The organism is Armatimonadota bacterium, from assembly GCA_031081675.1.
Taxonomy (GTDB): domain Bacteria; phylum Sysuimicrobiota; class Sysuimicrobiia; order Sysuimicrobiales; family Kaftiobacteriaceae; genus Calidihabitans; species Calidihabitans tengchongensis.
Genome location: JAVHLZ010000001.1, coordinates 105,255 through 122,323 on the forward strand (window position 1 = coordinate 105,255; position 17,069 = coordinate 122,323).

The 17,069-nt window shown below is 74.3% G+C and carries 20 protein-coding genes, 2 tRNA genes and 1 riboswitch; of the genes, 10 read left to right on the plus strand and 12 right to left on the minus strand.

Features of this window, described 5'->3' with window-relative positions:
• Positions 1-25 precede the first annotated feature (25 nt).
• The 5 genes from solA to RB150_00550 all read left to right on the plus strand — a co-directional run bounded on the left by solA (position 26) and on the right by RB150_00550 (position 4,792).
• Positions 26-1,162, plus strand: a complete 1,137-nt coding sequence (gene solA / locus RB150_00530; GenBank protein ID MDQ7819028.1) for an N-methyl-L-tryptophan oxidase — start codon at positions 26-28, stop codon at positions 1,160-1,162.
• Positions 1,163-1,204: 42 nt separating this feature from the next.
• Positions 1,205-2,023 (plus strand): hypothetical protein, encoded by an 819-nt coding sequence (locus RB150_00535; GenBank protein MDQ7819029.1) that lies wholly within the window; start codon positions 1,205-1,207, stop codon positions 2,021-2,023.
• Between the two features lie 36 nt (positions 2,024-2,059).
• Positions 2,060-2,437 (plus strand): RNA-binding protein, encoded by a 378-nt coding sequence (locus RB150_00540; GenBank protein MDQ7819030.1) that lies wholly within the window; start codon positions 2,060-2,062, stop codon positions 2,435-2,437.
• Positions 2,438-2,640: 203 nt separating this feature from the next.
• Positions 2,641-3,786 carry a DEAD/DEAH box helicase gene (locus tag RB150_00545; GenBank protein MDQ7819031.1) on the plus strand — a complete coding sequence of 382 codons (1,146 nt, stop codon included), beginning with the start codon at positions 2,641-2,643 and terminating at the stop codon, positions 3,784-3,786.
• Positions 3,787-3,871: 85 nt separating this feature from the next.
• Positions 3,872-4,792, plus strand: coding sequence for a cobalamin-binding protein (locus RB150_00550; protein MDQ7819032.1), 921 nt, complete (start codon positions 3,872-3,874; stop codon positions 4,790-4,792).
• On the opposite strand, the gene RB150_00555 is transcribed toward RB150_00550, so the two are convergent.
• Together RB150_00555 and RB150_00560 are read right to left on the minus strand one after the other, a co-directional pair.
• Entirely contained in the window at positions 4,786-5,166 is a 381-nt protein-coding gene (locus RB150_00555; protein ID MDQ7819033.1) for a cupin domain-containing protein, read from the minus strand. The genes RB150_00550 and RB150_00555 overlap by 7 nt on opposite strands.
• Before the next feature lie 4 nt (positions 5,167-5,170).
• Complete coding sequence (locus RB150_00560; protein ID MDQ7819034.1) at positions 5,171-5,374, minus strand: hypothetical protein; 204 nt, start codon at positions 5,372-5,374, stop codon at positions 5,171-5,173.
• Between the two features lie 163 nt (positions 5,375-5,537).
• On the opposite strand from RB150_00560, the gene RB150_00565 reads away from it, so the two are divergent.
• Both RB150_00565 and proC read left to right on the plus strand, forming a co-directional pair.
• On the plus strand, positions 5,538-6,194 hold the full coding sequence (locus RB150_00565) for a hypothetical protein (GenBank protein ID MDQ7819035.1): 657 nt from the start codon (positions 5,538-5,540) through the stop codon (positions 6,192-6,194).
• Between the two features lie 239 nt (positions 6,195-6,433).
• A complete protein-coding gene (gene proC / locus RB150_00570; protein MDQ7819036.1) occupies positions 6,434-7,318 on the plus strand; it encodes a pyrroline-5-carboxylate reductase in 885 nt (294 codons plus the stop codon).
• 49 nt (positions 7,319-7,367) lie between these two features.
• Here the strand turns inward: proC and RB150_00575 are convergent, their stop codons facing one another.
• The 4 genes from RB150_00575 to RB150_00590 form a co-directional block, all read right to left on the minus strand.
• Complete coding sequence (locus RB150_00575; protein ID MDQ7819037.1) at positions 7,368-8,054, minus strand: methyltransferase domain-containing protein; 687 nt, start codon at positions 8,052-8,054, stop codon at positions 7,368-7,370.
• On the minus strand, positions 8,051-8,500 hold the full coding sequence (gene arsN2 / locus RB150_00580) for an arsenic resistance N-acetyltransferase ArsN2 (GenBank protein MDQ7819038.1): 450 nt from the start codon (positions 8,498-8,500) through the stop codon (positions 8,051-8,053). Before arsN2 ends, RB150_00575 begins: the two co-directional genes overlap by 4 nt.
• A gap of 1 nt (position 8,501) precedes the next feature.
• Positions 8,502-8,810, minus strand: coding sequence for a metalloregulator ArsR/SmtB family transcription factor (locus RB150_00585; GenBank protein MDQ7819039.1), 309 nt, complete (start codon positions 8,808-8,810; stop codon positions 8,502-8,504).
• A gap of 194 nt (positions 8,811-9,004) precedes the next feature.
• A complete protein-coding gene (locus RB150_00590) occupies positions 9,005-9,325 on the minus strand; it encodes a YtxH domain-containing protein (protein MDQ7819040.1) in 321 nt (106 codons plus the stop codon).
• Positions 9,326-9,523: 198 nt separating this feature from the next.
• Between RB150_00590 and RB150_00595 the strand changes: the two genes are divergently transcribed.
• Positions 9,524-10,951 carry an FAD-dependent oxidoreductase gene (locus RB150_00595; protein ID MDQ7819041.1) on the plus strand — a complete coding sequence of 476 codons (1,428 nt, stop codon included), beginning with the start codon at positions 9,524-9,526 and terminating at the stop codon, positions 10,949-10,951.
• Here RB150_00595 and RB150_00600 read toward each other — a convergent pair whose 3' ends face one another.
• The 6 genes from RB150_00600 to RB150_00625 all read right to left on the minus strand — a co-directional run bounded on the left by RB150_00600 (position 10,952) and on the right by RB150_00625 (position 14,026).
• Positions 10,952-12,142 (minus strand): MFS transporter, encoded by a 1,191-nt coding sequence (locus tag RB150_00600; protein ID MDQ7819042.1) that lies wholly within the window; start codon positions 12,140-12,142, stop codon positions 10,952-10,954.
• Positions 12,139-12,879, minus strand: a complete 741-nt coding sequence (locus RB150_00605) for a DUF6062 family protein (protein ID MDQ7819043.1) — start codon at positions 12,877-12,879, stop codon at positions 12,139-12,141. The genes RB150_00600 and RB150_00605 overlap by 4 nt, the downstream gene beginning before the upstream one ends.
• Before the next feature lie 3 nt (positions 12,880-12,882).
• Complete coding sequence (locus tag RB150_00610; GenBank protein ID MDQ7819044.1) at positions 12,883-13,311, minus strand: hypothetical protein; 429 nt, start codon at positions 13,309-13,311, stop codon at positions 12,883-12,885.
• Positions 13,305-13,754, minus strand: a complete 450-nt coding sequence (locus RB150_00615) for a hypothetical protein (protein MDQ7819045.1) — start codon at positions 13,752-13,754, stop codon at positions 13,305-13,307. Before RB150_00615 ends, RB150_00610 begins: the two co-directional genes overlap by 7 nt.
• A gap of 21 nt (positions 13,755-13,775) precedes the next feature.
• A riboswitch (Fluoride riboswitch) is annotated at positions 13,776-13,840 on the minus strand.
• 30 nt (positions 13,841-13,870) lie between these two features.
• Positions 13,871-13,946, minus strand: a tRNA-Phe gene (locus tag RB150_00620).
• Position 13,947: 1 nt separating this feature from the next.
• Positions 13,948-14,026 (minus strand) — tRNA-Asp (locus tag RB150_00625).
• A gap of 96 nt (positions 14,027-14,122) precedes the next feature.
• Between RB150_00625 and RB150_00630 the strand changes: the two genes are divergently transcribed.
• Positions 14,123-14,929, plus strand: coding sequence for a dihydrofolate reductase family protein (locus RB150_00630; GenBank protein MDQ7819046.1), 807 nt, complete (start codon positions 14,123-14,125; stop codon positions 14,927-14,929).
• A 93-nt stretch (positions 14,930-15,022) separates the two neighbouring features.
• The gene (locus tag RB150_00635; GenBank protein MDQ7819047.1) at positions 15,023-17,068 is read left to right on the plus strand and encodes a HEAT repeat domain-containing protein; all 2,046 of its coding nucleotides are present in this window, start codon (positions 15,023-15,025) and stop codon (positions 17,066-17,068) included.
• Position 17,069 lies beyond the last annotated feature (1 nt).

Genomic DNA, 17,069 nt, shown 5'->3' on the forward strand with positions numbered 1-17,069 from the left:
CTGCGGGGAGGCGAACCTCCTCTTGATGGTCACCGCGGACGTGCTGGTCGTGGGCCTGGGCGCCATGGGCGGCGCCGCCGCCTACCACCTGGCGCGCCGGGGAGCGCGGGTGGTGGGTCTGGACCGGTACGCCCCGCCCCACGACCGGGGGGCGTCCCACGGTCGCTCGCGGATCATCCGCGAGGCATACTTCGAGCACCCCGACTACGTCCCCCTGGTCCAGCGCAGCTACGACCTGTGGGACGAGCTGCAGGCCCGATCTGGGGAGCCGCTGCTGCGGATCACCGGAGGGCTGATGCTGGGGCCCGCTGACGGGGAGCTGGTCCGGGGGGCGCTGGACAGCGCCCGGCGGCACGGCCTGCCCTGCGAGGTGCTGGAGCCCGACGAGATCGTCCGCCGCTACCCCGCATTCCGCCCGCCGGCCGGATTCGTGGCGGTGGCGGAACCGCGGGCGGGCGTGCTGGATCCGGAAGCGTGCGTGGGCGCCCACCTCCGGGCGGCCGCCGACGCCGGGGCACGTCTGGTCTACGACGAGCCCGCGTTACGGTGGGACGCCGGCTCCCACGGCGTCACGGTGGAGACCCCCCGCGCGACATACCGGGCCTCCCGCCTGGTCCTGTGTCCGGGGCCGTGGGCGCCGGAGGTGCTCCAGGATCTGGACCTGCCCCTGGTGGTAGAGCGCAATGTGATGTACTGGTTCCGTCCCCGCAGGCGCGACCTGTTCGACCCTGAGCACTTTCCCATCTACATCTGCGAGCACCGCCCCGGGGCGTTCTTTTATGGCTTTCCGGCCCAGGCCGACGGCGCGGTGAAGGTGGCGCGCCACCACAGCGGCGAGGCCTGCACACCCCAGACCATCCGGCGCGACGTCGCGGCGGAAGAGGTGGACGCCATGCGGGCGCTGCTGGCCGCCTTCCTCCCCGACGCCGCCGGGGACCTGGCCGGCACCGCCACCTGCATGTACACCAACACCCCCGACGGGCACTTCGTCATCGGCCTGCACCCCCGCCACCCCCAGGTGGTGCTGGCCTGCGGGTTTTCCGGCCACGGGTTCAAGTTCGCCCCGGTGGTGGGAGAGATCGCCGCCGACCTGGCGCTGCTGGGCCGCACGCGACACCCCATTGCCCTGTTCGACCCCCGCCGACCCGCCCTGGCCCGCTAGGGCAGGCTGGAGCGGGGGCCGAAAACGTGGTATGCTCCACCTGTGACGCCTACCCGCCGGCTCCCGCGGCGGGATCCGTACCAGCTCTTCACCATCCACGCCGATTTTGCCGCGGGGCTTCCACCTGCTACTATCGCCGCCAAGCACGGGCTGCCGCTGTCGGCGGTGGCCGCCATCCTCCGGCGCCGGTCCGACGACCGCCTGCCCACGCCCTTCCACCTGCGCCAGCACGCCCGGCGCGGTCGCGGAGGGATCCAGGCTTACTGGGTCGGGTACATCGCCGCTGCCGGCCGGCTGTTCCCGCAGGGTCCTGCCCCCACCCTCGTCCTCACCGTGGACCCCCGGGACACCGCCCACGTGGCCGCCCTGGTGGAGGACCTGTGCGCCGGGCATCCCACCTGCGAGTGGTGCCGCAGCAGCCGGGACGGGCTGCAGGCGTACATCCGCGACCGGGACCTGGGCCGCATGCTGGCTGACTGGGGGGTCCCCGAGGACCCGGCCGCCGGCTCGGTCCCCGTGGGGCTGATTCCCGCCGGGTTGCTGGACCATTTCGTCCGGGGCTACCTGGAGGGCGGCGGCCGCCTGCGGGCGGGACGCCGACCCGTGGCCTCGCTGGCCGGCCCCGGCCGGTTCGTGGCCGAGCTGCGCCGGGCGCTGGACCGTCACGCCGGAGTGGACGGCGGCGTGGTGCGTGCGCGCGCGGACGGTACCTGGGAGTTGACGTACGCCGGTCCGGCCGCCCGGCGCCTGCTGCAGTTCGCCTACCAGGACCCGGTGCGCTCGCTGCCCCGGGCAGAACGCGTGCGCGAGAAGTTCGGCCCGGCCTCCGCCGGGACGTCCAACGGAGCGCGGTCCCCCTAGCCGGCCCGATCCCACAGGAGAGGAGTGGCGGATGTGATGAGCACCAAGCGGTTGTTTGTCGGCAACCTGTCCTACGACACCACCGAGGAGGAGCTGCGCGGCCTGTTCACCACCTGGGGCCCGGTGAGCGACACGCGCCTGCTCGCCGAGCGGGGGTTCGGCTTCGTCGAGATCCCGGCCGAGCGGATGGCCGAGGCGATTGCGGCGATGCACGGCAAGGAGTTCAAAGGTCGGACGCTGATCGTCAACGAGGCCCGCCCGCGGCCTCAGGGCCCGTCCGGCGGGCGGGGATATGGCGGAGGCGGTGGGCGGCCGGGCGGGTGGTCCGGCGGTGGAGGCGGCGAGCGCTCGGGGCGGGGTGGAGGCGGGCGGGGACGGCGCCGCGAGCGGCGCGACCGTCGGCCGCGCTGGTAGCGCGCCAGGGCCATTTGACGTCGGGGGCCGGATATGCTAGCCTGAGGACGTCGTCATAAATGCGTTCTGCGAGGGGCGCCGCTGACGGCGTCCCTCGCGTGTGTGTCGGCGGGCCTTCTTCGCAGGGGTGGGACCGGCGAGACACGCGCAGATGCCGGCACACCCCGCCCCGGCACAGCCGGGGGCGAAGGAGGCTTATGTATATGATGTCGTCAGTTATTGCACCCGCGCCGGCCCGGTTCGGAGACCTGGTGGTTCGCCCGGAGACGGCGCGGGCCGTGGCCGCGCTGGGCTGGACTCACCCGACCCCCATCCAGGTGCGGGTCATCCCGCTGCTGCGGGAGGGCCGCGACGTGGTCGGGCAGGCCCAGACCGGTTCCGGCAAGACCGGCGCGTACGGAATCCCTCTGGCGGAGCGGCTGGACCCCGCCCGCCGGCAGGGACAGGCCCTGGTCCTGGTCCCCACCCGCGAGCTCGCCCTCCAGGTGGCCCAGGACCTGCAGGCGCTGGGCCAGCCGCGGGGACTGCGTCCTGCGGCCCTGTTCGGCGGGGCCTCGATGGACGCACAGATCCAGGAACTGCGCCGGGGCCCGCACCTGATCGTGGCGACGCCCGGCCGCCTGCTGGACCACCTGCGCCGCGGCACGGTCCGCCTGGACGCCGCCGCCACCGTGATCCTGGACGAGGCCGACCGGATGCTGGACATGGGCTTCCTGCCCGACGTCACCCGCATCCTCGGCCACACGCCCCGGACCCGCCAGACGGCGCTGTTCTCCGCCACCATGCCGGCCGAGGTGCGGGCCGTGGCCGAGGCGCAGATGCGCCAGCCGGTGTGGATCCGCATCACCGCCGACCGTCCGACGGTTCCCACCGTCACCCAGTTCTACCTGGAGGTGGCCGAGCAGGACAAGGTGCGGGCGCTGCGGCGCCTGCTGCGCACCGAACCGGTGGAGGCCGCGCTGGTGTTCCGCCGGACCCAGCACCGCGCCGACCGCCTGGCCCGGGCCCTTGCGCGCGACCTCCGGGTGGGCCTGCTGCACGGCGGCCTGCCCCAGGGCGCCCGCCTGCGGGCCTTGCGGGAGTTCGCCTCGCGGCGCACGCCCGTGCTGGTGGCCACCAACGTGGCGGCCCGGGGGTTGGACCTGCCCGAGGTCTCCCACGTGATCAACTTCGACATGCCCGAGGACGTGGAGACCTACATCCACCGGGTGGGCCGGACGGCGCGCGCGGGGCGGCCGGGAGTGGCCATCACCTTCGTGAGCCAGCACGACATCGCCATGTTCGACGACCTGCGTCGGGCGCTGGGGCCGGCCCTGCGCAAACACCCGCTCAACATCTACCAGGCCTAACCCGCACCGCCCGCACCCCGCGCCGGACGATCCCCCGGCGGTCCGGCAGCAGGGATCCCGGACCCGGGCGCCAAAAGGGCAGGGCGTGCGCATCGTGTCGCTGCTGCCCGGCGCCACGGAGATCGTGTGTGCCCTCGGCCTGCGGGACCGCCTGGTCGGCATCTCCCACGACTGCGACTACCCTCCGGAGATCGCCGGCACGCCGGTCCTGAGCCAGGCCGTGGTAGGCGCCGACCTGCCCAGCGGGGTGATCGACGCCCGCGTCCGCGAGGCTGTCCACCGCGGCACCAGCGTCTACCACCTGGACGCGGCACGCCTGGCGGCCCTGCGGCCCGACCTGATCCTCACCCAGGAACTGTGCGCGGTGTGCGCGCCCTCCTACACGCAGGTCACCGCGGCGGCCCGGATCCTGGACGCCCAGCCGAGGATCGTCTCGCTGGAACCGCAGGACTTGGCGGGCATTCTGGACGCCATCCGCCTGGTCGGCGACCTGACCGGCCGCCGCGCCCGGGCCGCAGATCTCGCGGCCGGCCTGCGCGCGCGGATCGACCGCGTGCGGCAGGCCACCGCCGGACGCCCCCGTCCCCGGGTGGTCTGCCTGGAGTGGCTGGACCCGCTCTTCATCGCCGGGCATTGGGTCCCGGAGATGGTCGAGATCGCCGGCGGCCAGGACGTTCTCGGCCGGGCGGGGCGCCCCTCGTATGCCGCCTCCTGGCAGGAGGTGGCGGCCGCACGCCCCGACGTGGTGGTGGTGATGCCGTGCGGGTTCGACGTGGCCCGCGCGCGGAGGGAGATCTCCCTGCTCACCGCCCGCCCCGGATGGGACGACCTGCCGGCGGCCCGCGCCGGCCGCGTCTACCTCACCGATGCGTCTGCCTACTTCAACCGACCCGGGCCCCGGATCGCCACCGGGGTGGAGGTCCTCGCCTCGCTGCTGCACCCGGGGGCCGTCCGCATCGACCTGCCGACGGGGGCCTGGGCGTCCCTGTCCGACACCTCTCAGTAGTCCTCCCAGTCCCGGCGCTCCACGCCCCAGTCGGTGGGGCCGGCCGCCTTGATGGAGATGTGGCAGGCGGCGGAAGTCCGCGTCGCGCCGTGCCAGTGCCAGGTACCCCCGGGGATGACCGCGATCTGCCCGGCGCGCAGGATCCGCCGCCCCTCGGCGGTGGCCACCACCCCCTCGCCGTCCACGAAGACCAGGACCTGGTCCGCGTGGTGGACGTGGGGAATGGTCCGGGCGCCGGGGTCGAAGTAGACGGCGATGAGCTCGGCGCCGCCGGCCTCCGGCCGGCGCAGGTAGTGCAGGCGCACGGTCCCGGCAAAGTACTCCGGCCGCTCCGGGGGGACCGCCTGACGGGGATCCGGCCACAGGACGTCCATCGGCTCACTCCCTGCCCCGCACCAGGTCGTCCACGCTGCGGCCCAGCAGCAGCCGGCCCAGCTTGCGGTGACCGATCCGGAGGTAATGGGCCTGCCACACCCGCACCACGTCCTCCTTGGTCCGGCAGGCATCCAGTTCCTCCTTGACCTTCATGAGGTACGCCCGTTCCTCGTCAGGTGACGCGAACGGCGGCTGGCGAACGGCCATGGGAAACCTCCTGGCCCGACACGAGTACGCGCGGCGCTCCCGCGTGACCGCGGCGAACGGCGCCGGCCGGTTCCGGGCGGGGATTTCGACGCGCCGCCCGCCATTTCCCCGGACGGCCGGCGGCAGGAGGCATCCCGGGCGGGCCCTGCGAACTACTGCGCCCGTGACCGGCGGTTACCGGCCGCCCCCACCGGAGGCGTTCACCCGGCGCGAGCGGCGGATCATCCAGTCTCACCGCACCCCCGAGCAGGTCCAGGCCTTCCTGCGGTCGCTGCGGTACAACTGGGAGAGGCACGGGGAGACCCTGCGCTCTTTCCGGGAGGTGATCCGGCGGGGGACGGCCCACTGCCTGGAGGCGGCCCTGGCGGCCGCCGTCATCCTGGAGCAGCACGGCTATCCGCCGCTGCTGCTGAGTTTTGAGTCCCAGGACGGCATCGACCACGTCCTGTTCGTGTTCCGGCGGCGGGGGCGGTGGGGCAGCGTGGGCCGGTCCCGGGACGCGGGGCTGCACGGTCGCCGGCCGGTGTTCCGCAGCCTGCGGGACCTGGTGTGGAGTTACTTCGACCCCTACGTGGACTACACCGGGCGCATCACCGGGTACCAGCTGGCCGACCTGCGCGCGTTGGGCGGATACGACTGGCGGTTCTCGCGGCGGAACGTGTGGAAGGTGGAGCGCTACCTGCTGCGGATCCCCCACCGCCGCCTGCGCTCGTCGGACCGGCGCTACCACCGGCTGCTGCGTCAGTTCCGGGAGTACCGCCGCCTCCACCCGACGGGGCCGGTGGTGGAGATCTACCGGGGGCGGCACCGGTGGATGTAGGGGCGCACCCCTTGCGGGGATGGCGGGAACATGCTACAGTATGCGCCACATGCGCGATGACGGGGCCTCCCACCCCTGAGCCGCCCGCGACCGACCCCCCTGGGGTCCTAAGCGGGCCGGGTCGCCGGCCGATAGAACGGCGGAGAGTGCCGGTCTTCGGGACGCGGCGTCCCGGCCGGAAGTAAGGTGGTACCGCGGAACGCCCTTCCGCCCTTGCGGCGGGAGGGCGCGTGCGTTTGATGGAGGTGGCAGGCGTGTCGCACCTGGTCATCGGGATGGTCGGCGCCGGCAATATGGCCGACGCCCTGCTGCGGGGGCTGCTGGGCCGCACCGTGGTCCCTCCGGAGGACATCTGGGTCACCAACCGCTCCAACCGCGAGCGGCTGCTGGCCGTGGGCGCCCGCTACGGCGTGCGGGTGACGCCAGCCAAGGACCCCCTCCTGCACGCCGCCTCGGTCCTGGTCCTGGCCGTCAAGCCCCGGGACACCCGGGAGGTGCTGGCCGAGATTGCCGGCCGGGTGCGGTCCGACCAGCTGGTGATCTCGGTCATCGCCGGCATCCCCCTGGCCACGCTGGAGGCCGCGCTGCCGGGCGTTCCGGTGGTCCGGGCGATGCCCAACACCTCGGCGGCGGTCCTGGCCTCGGCCACCGCGCTGACCCCGGGCCGCCACGCGACCGAGGGCCACCTGGCCACCGCCGTCCGCATGTTCGAAGCCGTGGGAGACACGGTGGTGGTCTCCGAGGATGTCCTGGACGTGGTCACCGGCCTGTCGGGCAGCGGGCCCGCCTACGTCTACCGGCTCATCGAGGCGATGATCCACGCCGGCACCGACCTGGGCCTCAGCGGGGAACTGGCCCGGCGCCTGGCGGTGCAGACCCTGGTGGGGGCGGCCCGCATGCTGGCCGAGTCGGCGGCCGACCCGAGTGAGCTGCGGCAGCGGGTCACGTCCCCGGGGGGGACGACCATGGCGGCCCTGGGCGTCCTGGAAGACCGCGGGTTCGCCCGGGCGGTGCGGGACGCGATCTCCCGCGCCGCCGAGCGCGCCCGGGAGATGGCCGAGCAGTTTGCCGACCGCGCCGCGCCTGCCGGAGGAGACGGCCCCGCCCGCGCGGCGGGGACCTAGGAGTGCGCAGATCGCGCCGGATTGCGCAGATCGCGCAGATTGCGTAGATTCAGTCAGGCTTGCGGGCCCGGACCGTGATGCTGAAGACCTGACCGGACGCGGCCGGCGCGGCGTCCACCACCTCCACCGGGTCGCAGCCGGCGCCGCGGAGGAGCGCCAGATACTCCTCGACGTCGAGGGCGCCGCCCACGCAGGCCGCCCACGCCCGGGCGTCCGCGCGCACGGAGTCGGGCAGACGCCCCCGGGAGACGATGTCGGAGACCACCAGGCGCCCCCCCGGCCGCAGCACCCGGAACGCCTCCCGGAACGCCGCCGCCTTGTCGGGGACCAGGTTGAGGACGCAGTTGCTGATGACCACGTCAACCGATCCGTCCGCCAGAGGCAGGCGTTCGACCTCGCCCAGGAGGAACTCGGCGTGGGGCACGGCGGCCTCCCTCGCGGTGGCGCGCGCCCGCTCCACCATCTCGGCCGTCATGTCCACACCGATCGCCCGGCCCGCCGGCCCGACCTGCCGCGCCGCCCGGATCACGTCGCCGCCTGTGCCGGACCCCAGGTCCACGACCACCTCGCCGGGCTGCAGGTCGGCGTAGGCCAGGGGGAACCCGCAGCCCAGGCCCTGGGCGGCGGCCTCGGCCACCCCCGGCGCACAGCAGGCACCGGCGCACCCGCAGCCGCCACCGGCGGCGCGGGCGTAGTGCTCCCGCACCTGTCGCTTGAGATCCTCCGGAGAGATCACGGCGTCTCCTCCCTCTCCCGCAGCCCCAGGCGCATCGCCCGAGCGGCGGCGCAGCACTCCGCCGAAAACCGCGCCGACCGCCTGACCTCAGGCGGGACCTGGTCCCGATCCAGTGGCTCGAACCCCAGCCGGGCGAAGTAGTCCACGGCGTCGGTCGTGAGGAGGTAGATGGCGGCCACTCCCGCCGCGCGGGCGCGGGCGATCAGGCGCGCCACCAGGGCCCGCCCCACGCCGCGCCTGCGGCGGTCCGGCCGCACTGCCACCGAGCGCAGCAGGCCGCAGGCTCCGTAGACCTCCATCCCCGCGCACCCGACCACCTGGTCGCCGTCGGTGGCGACCACGAAGCCTTCGAGCTGCTCGGGCAGGCCGCCGTCGGGCAGGCCGGCGGCGGCCAGCAGGTCCCGGACGACGGGCAGATGGGAGGGCGCGGCGGGACGGATTTCCACCTCACACCTCCGATCGAGTCAACGCCAGCATCCCCCGGGCCAGGTCCGCCAGAGCGTCGCGCCGCACGGAGTAGTACGCCCACCGGCCCCGGCGTACGACGTCCACCACCCCGGCCTCCCGCAACACCCGCAGGTGGTGGGAGACGGTGGGCTGGCCCAGGGGGAAGGCGGCCTGGATCTCGCACACGCACAGCGCCCGGTGGCGGGCCAGCAGCGTCAGCATGGCCAGGCGCACCGGGTCGCCCGCCGCGGCCAGCGCGCGCGCCCGGCGCTCCAGGTCTGTCCGGTCCAGCCGGGTCGCGGCCACCACCGACGCGCAGCGTCCGCGGCAGCACGGCCGGCGGAGGGGCCCGCCCCGGCGGGCGCCGGGCGAGGAGGCGCGGGCAGAACCGATGAGCCTCACGACGGTGGTACTGTAGACGAAGTATCGAAATTTGTCAATATATTCAATTTGCAAAAAGCCGGGGCGCGGGCCGTCCGCGCCCCGGCCAGTGTCCCCGCCGGTCAGTTGCGCTCGGGAGGGGCCGGCGAGCGGTCCAGGGCGGCGCGCAGCTTCTGCACCTGCTCGTCCAGCGCCTTCTGGACCCGCGCGGTCACCTCCTCGGCACTGCTGCGCATCTTGCTGCCCAGCTCCTCCACCGTCTCCTTCAGCTGGTCGGTCACGTCGCGGGCCCGGCCGCGCAGCAGGTCGGCCACCTCGTCGGCCTTACTCCGCAGCCGCCCGCGGGTCTCCTCCCCTGCCCGGGGTGCCAGCAGCAGGCCCAGGCCCACCCCCACGAGCGCGCCGACCACGAGTCCCGCGATGAACTCGCTGCGGTTGGCCATGACGGTCCCTCCTCCGCGCGCATGCGCAGGCGTGAAGTCCACTTCCCATTATATATGCGCCCGCTTATGTATGCGCCCGCCCCGCAAGGCCACGCCTGGACAGGGTCCCGCCGGGCATAGAGGGAGATAGCCGGCCTCCCGGGCCGGGAACCACCCGGCACGGGCGCGCGCTAGCCGTGGGGGAGTGGGAGACTGTCGATGGACAGGGCGATCGGCGCCGCAGTCGCAGCGGCCGTCGTGGTGGTGGGCGTGGCGGCGGTGGACCGCCCGCCGGCCGCCGGGGCCGCGGCGGTGGACGTCCTGGTGGTGGGGGGCGCGCCGCCGGGCCTCGCCGCCGCCGTGGCCGCCGCGCGCCGCGGAAGGACCGTCCTGCTGGTCGAGTCCCGCGAGGCGATCGGGGGCGACATCACCCTGGCCTGGCTGAACATGCTGGACCTCAACCGGACGCCCCGGGGACAGCTGCTCGCGGGAGGCCTGTTCGCCCTCGTCTACCAGCAGTTGGGACAGACCTTCGACATCGGCCGGGCGCAGCAGGTCTTCGACGACCTCGTCCGCTCACAGCCCCGCGTCCTGGTCCGGACCCACACCGCGGTGGTCCGACCGCTTCTGACCTCCGGGGCGCTGGCCGGGGCGGTGGTGGCGGATCTCCAGACCGGCGAGCCCTGGACGGTGCGGGCCCGCCAGGTCATCGACGCCAGCGACGACGGCGCGCTGGCCGCGGCCAGCGGCGTGCCGTTCACCGTGGGCCGGGAGGACGGCGGACGGGACCGGCGCACCCAGGCCGCCACCCTGATCTTCCGGCTGTCCGGGGTGGACCCGGCCGCCGTCGCCCGCTACATCGCCGCCGAAGACGTGCCCCACCGCCGGGGAGGCGTCCGCGGCCGGTACGCATGGGGGTACAGCCAGATCGCCCGCCGCTACGTCCCGTCCTCCCCCCGGCTGGGCCTGTTCGACCTGAACCTGGGATGGCAGAGCGACGGAACTGTGCTGGTCAACGCCCTGCAGATCTTCGACGTGGACGGGACCGACCCCGCCTCGGTGGCCCAGGGCCGGGCGCTGGCAGAAGCCGAACTGCCCGCGGTGGTGGCGTTCCTGCGCGAGACAGCCCCCGGCTTTGCCGCTGCCACCCTGGTGGGGGCGGCCCCGCACCTGTACATCCGCGAGACCCGCCACACCATCGGGCTGTACCGCATGACCGCCGACGACATCATGCACGAGCGGGTCTTCCCCGACCGCATCGCGGTGGCCTCGTATCCCATGGACCTGCACCCCTACGCCCGCGGCCAGCCCAACCTCCTGCGCCCGGTGCGCCGGGTGTACACGGTGCCCTTCCGGGCCCTGGTGGCCCGGGGCGCAGACAACCTGATGGTGGTCGGCAAAGCCCTGTCGGCCACCCACCTGGCGTGGGGGTCGCTGCGGATCATCCCCACCGGGATGGCGCTGGGAGAGGCCGCCGGGGAGGCCGCCGCCCTGGCGCTGGAGCACGGCGTCACGCCCGCCCGTCTGGCGGCCGACCCCCGCCTGATCGGCGAGCTGCAGCGCCGCCTGGTGGCGGCGGGAGCCTACCTGCCGGCGGCTCGCCGCGGGCACGCCGAGAAGGCGCGCCTCAGCGCGTCTGCGCCCTGATCAGGCGGGCCGGCGCGGGCGGCCGTCCGCCCGCGCCGCCGCGACCAGCAGGGGAACCGCCGCCGCCTGGGCGCCGAGCGAGAACGCCGCCGCATGGGCCGGAGAGGTCTCGTACAGGACACCCATCAGGGCGCTGCCGGCAAACCAGGTGAGTCCATACCAGGCGTGGAACAGGCCGAAGGCCGCGCCGCGGCGCTGCGGCCCGACCATGACCGCCACCGCCGCGCGCATGGACGACTCCTGGGCGCCCATGCCCACACCCCACAGCGCCACCCCCGCCAGCACCGCGGGCAGTGCCCCCAGGAAGACCAGGGGCGCAAACAGGGCGGCGGCCGCCACGGCCCCCGCCAGGGCCGGGAAGCCCACGCGGTCGAACAGCCGGCCGACCAGCAGAGCCGCCAGGGCGTCCACGGTCATGGCCAGGGCGTACAGCGCCGGGATCCCGGCCTCCGCCACCAGCCCGTTCCGCGCCACGTGGAAGGCCACCAGGGGAAAGTCGGCATACCCGGCGGCCACCAGGCCGGCGGCGGCCAGGTACAGCCAGAACCCGCGCGGCAGTCCGGCCGGCACCGACGGGGTCTCCACCTCCAGGCGCCGGGGGGACGGGAACGACACGCGCGCCAGCCGCAGCGTGGCCAGGGCCACCACGGCGGGGACCGCCAGCACCGCGAAGGCTGTCCGATAACTTCCGCCCGCCCCCAGAATCGCCGCCACCAGCAGCGGACCCGCCACCGCTCCCACCTGATCCAGGGCTTCGTGCAGGCCGAATCCCCACCCCCGGCCCACGGCCGCGGCGGCGTGGGACAGCATGGCGTCCCGGGCGGGGGTGCGGACCGCCTTGCCGATCCGTTCGGCCACGATCAACCCGGCAGCCACCTCCCACCGGCCGGCCAGCGCCAGCAGCGGCACGGCCAGCAGGTTGACAGCGTAGCCGACGCCGGTGACGGCCCAGTAGCGTCCCGTGCGGTCGCTGAGGTAGCCGGAGACCGCCCGCAGCCCGTAGCCGGCGAGCTCTCCCAGACCGGAAGTGGTCGCCACCACGACGGCGCCGGCGCCCAGGACGCCCAGGAACGGGCCGATGACGCTGCGGGCGCCCTCGTAGGTCATGTCGGCCGCCAGGCTCACCACACCCAGCAGGACGATGAACCGCAGCGCCTGCGTGGTCGGACGCGTTGCCTCCCGCACGGTCATCCTGACCCCCGGGAACCGGCCCGCCGACGGTCGTCCAGGGGATCGCGGCCCACCAGGACCTCGATGGCCCGGGTCCACGCCGTCCCTTCTCCGGCGCTCAGCCCTTCGTGCCGGAAGCGGTAGTCCTGCTTGCGGATGAACTCCTCCAGCTGGCGCCCCAGCACCTCCAGCGCGGCCACCTGCAGCGCGGCCAGCAGCTGGCGCGCGCGGGCGTCGGGGGCCAGGTCCCACGCGGCCCGCAGGTGCGGCAGGCACAGGGGCGCGTCGGTGCCCAGCCTGGCGCGCACCTGCTCGTCATCCAGACGCTGCACCACCGCCTCCAGCGCGTTGTGCTCCGCCTGGCGCGCCACCCGACAGGCCGGGCAGGGCTGGGTGGGCGACGGCAGGCGCGGCACAGGCCCGGATCCGCGGAGCCGGCGGACGCCCTCGGCGACAGCCCGCAGGTCCCGGGCGAGTTCCTGCACCAGATGGTGGTAGACGATGGACACGCCCAGGGTGTCGTAAAACTGGGTCAGCATCCAGGCGTGGTGGCGACAAAACCCCCGGGACCGCAGCAGTGCGTCCCGGACCCCGGGATCGTTGACCTGTTCGTACAGGAATCCCCACAGGTACCGGCGCACCGATGCGGAGATGACACGGCAGACCGGACAGCCGCCCTCCCGCAGGGCCTCCCGCACCTTGACCATGGTGATGTCGTCGGGCGGGACCTCCGGAGACGAGGTGGGATGCGCCGGCATGGGTCACTTCCGGGATGCCGGGGGATCCTGGTGGTGGCGCGCCAGGAACGCGAACAGCCTCTCTCGCGCCGACGGTTCTTCCTGCGCCGCGGAGGCCCGCCCTCCCGGCGTCCTCAGGCGTCCGACCAGAGGCTCCAGCAGGGCCAGAGATTTCTCGGCCTGGGCGATGGACGCCGTCAGCCCCGTGACGTTCATCTGCAGGTCCCTGACGGCCTCCCGGGCCTCGAACACCCGGTGGCGCAGCAGCGCCAGCTCTGCGCGGGCCGCGCCCAGGGCGTCCGCGGCGCCGTGCTCATGGCCGTCCGCGTGCGCGGCCGCCCCATAGCCCAGCAGGATCAGGACCGCGTCTTCGGGCGACCACCCCTGAGCCCGGGCCAGATCCAGGACCCGAGCCCACAGCGCAGGCTCCAGGACCAGCGTGATGGTCACCATGGCCGGGCGCGCAGGAGCACCTCCCGCAGGCGGGCGATCAGCCCCCGGGGCGCGGGGGCGGGTGGGTGAACGGCGGACGACGCCGTCAGGGCCTGGCGCTCACGCTGGAGGGCGAACAGAGCCGCCCGCAGCTTCTGGTAGCGGGGGCTGAGGGTGGCGACCGCCTCCCGCAGCTCGGCCACCCGGGCCTCCAGTTCCGCCGCCCGCGTACGCATCAGCAGCAGGTGGGCGCGGGCTTCCCGCCACTGGAGTTCCCGGGCCCGGGGGCCGTCGGCGGAGGCGTCCCACGCCTCCTGGTCCGCACCGTAGTGGCGGACGCCCTCCCGGACCAGCCAGACGAATCCGTCCGCTTCCGACCGCCCCCGCGCGCGCAGGAAGGTGGCCAGCCGGCGGTAGTCTTCGTCGGTCAGGACGATGCGGACGGTCACGGGTGTGTCCGCCATAAACAATACAGCTCCTACCGCCTTCCGGTAGGAGCCATCAGCCCGCCGAAACGGGCGATGACGCGGGCTCCATCGCCTCTTCCCGTGGGCAGGCTGCCGACGCGCGACAGCCGCCCTGGTGCCGGGGGACGGACTTGAACCGCCGACGCCGGGCTCTTCAGGCCCGCGCTCTACCAGCTGAGCTACCCCGGCATGGCGGGAGCGACGGGATTTGAACCCGCGATCTCCTGCGTGACAGGCAGGTGTGTTGAACCAGGCTACACCACGCCCCCGCTCCGCTCCCGCACAGGGCATTATACAGGAGAACAGAGGCACGAGGGAAGAAGGAACAGGGGTCGGAGATCTCACCGTTTCCTGCGAGGTCCTCCGTGACAGCGCTGCCGTCGCACCTGGACCTGGTCTACCACGCCCGCGAACCCTATCCCCGCGCCGTCCCCCTGGACGCGGTCTACGCGGACCTGGAGCTGCCCGCCGGACGCCCGGGGCGCCCGTTCGTGTACCTGAATATGGTCCAGACCCTCGACGGGCAGACGGTCGTCGGCGGGTCGGCGTGGACCATCGGCACCGAGGTGGACCACCACCTGTTCCGCCAGCTGCGGGTGCACGCCGACGCGGTCCTCTCCGGCGCCGGCACCCTGCGCCGGGACGACGTGGTGGTGACCACCCACCCCGAATTGCAGGAGCGGCGCCGGCGGGCAGGACAGCCGCCCAACCCCCCGGCGGTCCTGCTCAGCGCCACCTGCCGGTTCGCGCCGGAGGTGTTCGGCAAGGAGTTCTTCCGGCGCACCGACTTCGACCGCCTCATCCTCACCACGCCCCGGGCCGCCCCCGCCGACATCGCGCAGGTCCGCGCCCGGGGAGTGCCCGTGGAGATCGTGCCGGCCGGCCCGGACGGCGGCGTGGACCTGGAGGAAGCCCTGCACCACCTGGCCGGGCGGGGGGTCCGCCGGCTGCTGTGCGAGGGCGGTCCCACTCTGGCCGCCGCCCTGGCGCGGGCCGCCCTGCTGGACGAGGTGTTCCTGACGGTGACCCTGCGCATTGGTGGAGACCCCTCCCAGCCGCGCCTGTTCGCCGGCCCGGTGAGAGCGGGTCCCCTGGACGTGGTCAGCCTCTACCACTACCGGGAGGGCGGCCTGCGGGAGGTCTACCTGCGCTTTCGCCTGACGTCCCCCTGACAGGCCCGGCAGGATTCCTGCTCCGCGAGTCTGACCCAGGAGTTTCCCTGGAAGATCCCGGGCATTTCTTCTAGGATGGAGGCTTTTTCCGCCATGAGCGTCTCGGGCCGGGCCCAGGCGGCGGCCGCAGTGGTGCGGCGCCTGAACGCAGCGGTGAAATCCCGCCGGCTGTACGCGGCGGGGCACCCGCTGCGCGCCCAGACGGTGCAGGCTCTGGCGGCCACCCTCGCCTCCTTCCACGAGCGTTACGGTGGATTCGTCCTGGAAACCCACCGGGACGGCCTGATCCTGGAAGGACGGCCGTTTGAGGGAGGCGAGTCCATCGACAGCCTGGCCCTGCAGCTGTACTCGGCCGGCGTCTGGCAGCTGATCCTGCTGCCGGGCATCGCCGAGGACGAGCTCCACCGGCTGCTGGACGTGGTGACCACGGACCCGGACGCCATCCTGCGGGAGGGAGGGCTGGCGGGACTGCTGGTCGCCCACCGCATCGAGCGCGCGCGGGTGGTGGAGCTGCGCCCGGGGGAGGACGACCCCGCCCAGATCTCCCTGGAGACGTACCACCGCCTGCTGGACGGCTCCCTGTCGGCTGCGGAGCGGGCGGCGCTGGTGGGTGTGCTGCGAGCCGGGCCTCAGCATGCCGCCCGGCTGCTGGCCGTCCTGGTGGAGCGGACCCGCCAGGCGTTCGCCGACACCGCCGAGGGTGCAGCCCTGGGCCGGCGGGTGTACGCCGCGCTGGCCGCGGTGGACCGTCTGATCGCGGACACCCCCGCCGCCGAGTCCCAGCAGCTTCTGCAGCACCTGGCGGCGGCGGTGACGGACCTGTCCGACCCGCAGGCCCGCGACGTGCACCGGACCGTGCTGGAGCGGGCCGCCCAGGACCTGTCGGCGCGGGCCCTGCTGGCGGCGATGACCAGCGAGCAGATCGCCCGCATGGTCATTCCCTGCCTGGAGGAGGGCACCCCGCCCCCGCAGGCCGCGCAGGTGGCCCAGGGCCTTCCCTTTGACCCCGACAAGGCGCGCGACGCGCTGGCCCTGGTGAGCCAGCACACCGGGCGCACCCTGGACCTGCCGCCGGTCCCCGAGGAACTGCGGCTGCCCCCGTGGGTCCGGGACATCCCCCAGGACCTCTCCGACTACCAGGTGTCTGACGACAGCCTGCAGGTCACCGACGAGGAGATCGCCGCCCTGCGGAAGGACGCGCGGGTGGACGAGGACGCGGTCCTCCAGGCGCACGCTCTGGCCCTGGCGCGTCTGGCCCGCGCGGAGTCGGACGTCCAGGAACTTGAGGCCACCCTGGCCGCGGTGGACGCCGACGTGGCCGCTCTGCTGGAGCGGGGCGCGACGGACGTGGCGGCCGCCGTCGTCTCTTACCTGGCGCCGGTCCTGCGGGCGCCCGGCCGGGTGGGCGACGCCGCCCGCACGGGAGTGCGCCGGATCGTGGTGGGAATGGCCACCCGCCTCTCGGCCCGCGAACTGCTGGCCTGGCCCGAGGACCACCCGCTGCTGGAGGCCTGGCGCGCGCTCGGCCCGGGCCTGGCCGCCGACCTGGTCCGCGCCGCCTCGGGTGAGCGGGACCCGGCGCGCCGACAGGCGCTGACGGCCGTTCTGGTCCGCATGGGGGATACGGCGGTGGACGCTCTGGGGGCCGCCCTGCTCGACCGCACCGCCGCCGTGGCCCGCGCCGCTGTCCTGCCGCTGGCCCACATCCGGACACCCCGGGCTCTGTCCGCCCTGCGGTCGGCGACCCGCCACCCCGATCCCGTGGTGCGCCGGGAGGTGGTGGCGGCCCTGGGCCCCCTGCCCGGGGCAGACGCCCAGGCCGCCCTGCTGGCCTTCCTGCCGGACCCGGACCTGGACGTCCGGGAGGCATGCGTGCGCCACCTGCGGCCGGAGACGGTCCGGCGGGCCGTCGGGGCCCTGGCCGACCTGCTCATGCGGCCCGACACCGGGACCCGCCCGCACCTGCGCCTGCGGGTCATTGACCTCCTGGCCGCCTCCGGCGCCCAGGAGGCGATTCCGGCGCTGCGGCGCGTGAGCTCGCCGTTCCGGCTGCGCCGCCGCGACCGCGAGGTCGCCCGGGCCGCCCGGACCGCGCTGGCCCGGCTGCGGCAGGGCGGGTCCGCCGCCCGGAGGGAATAGT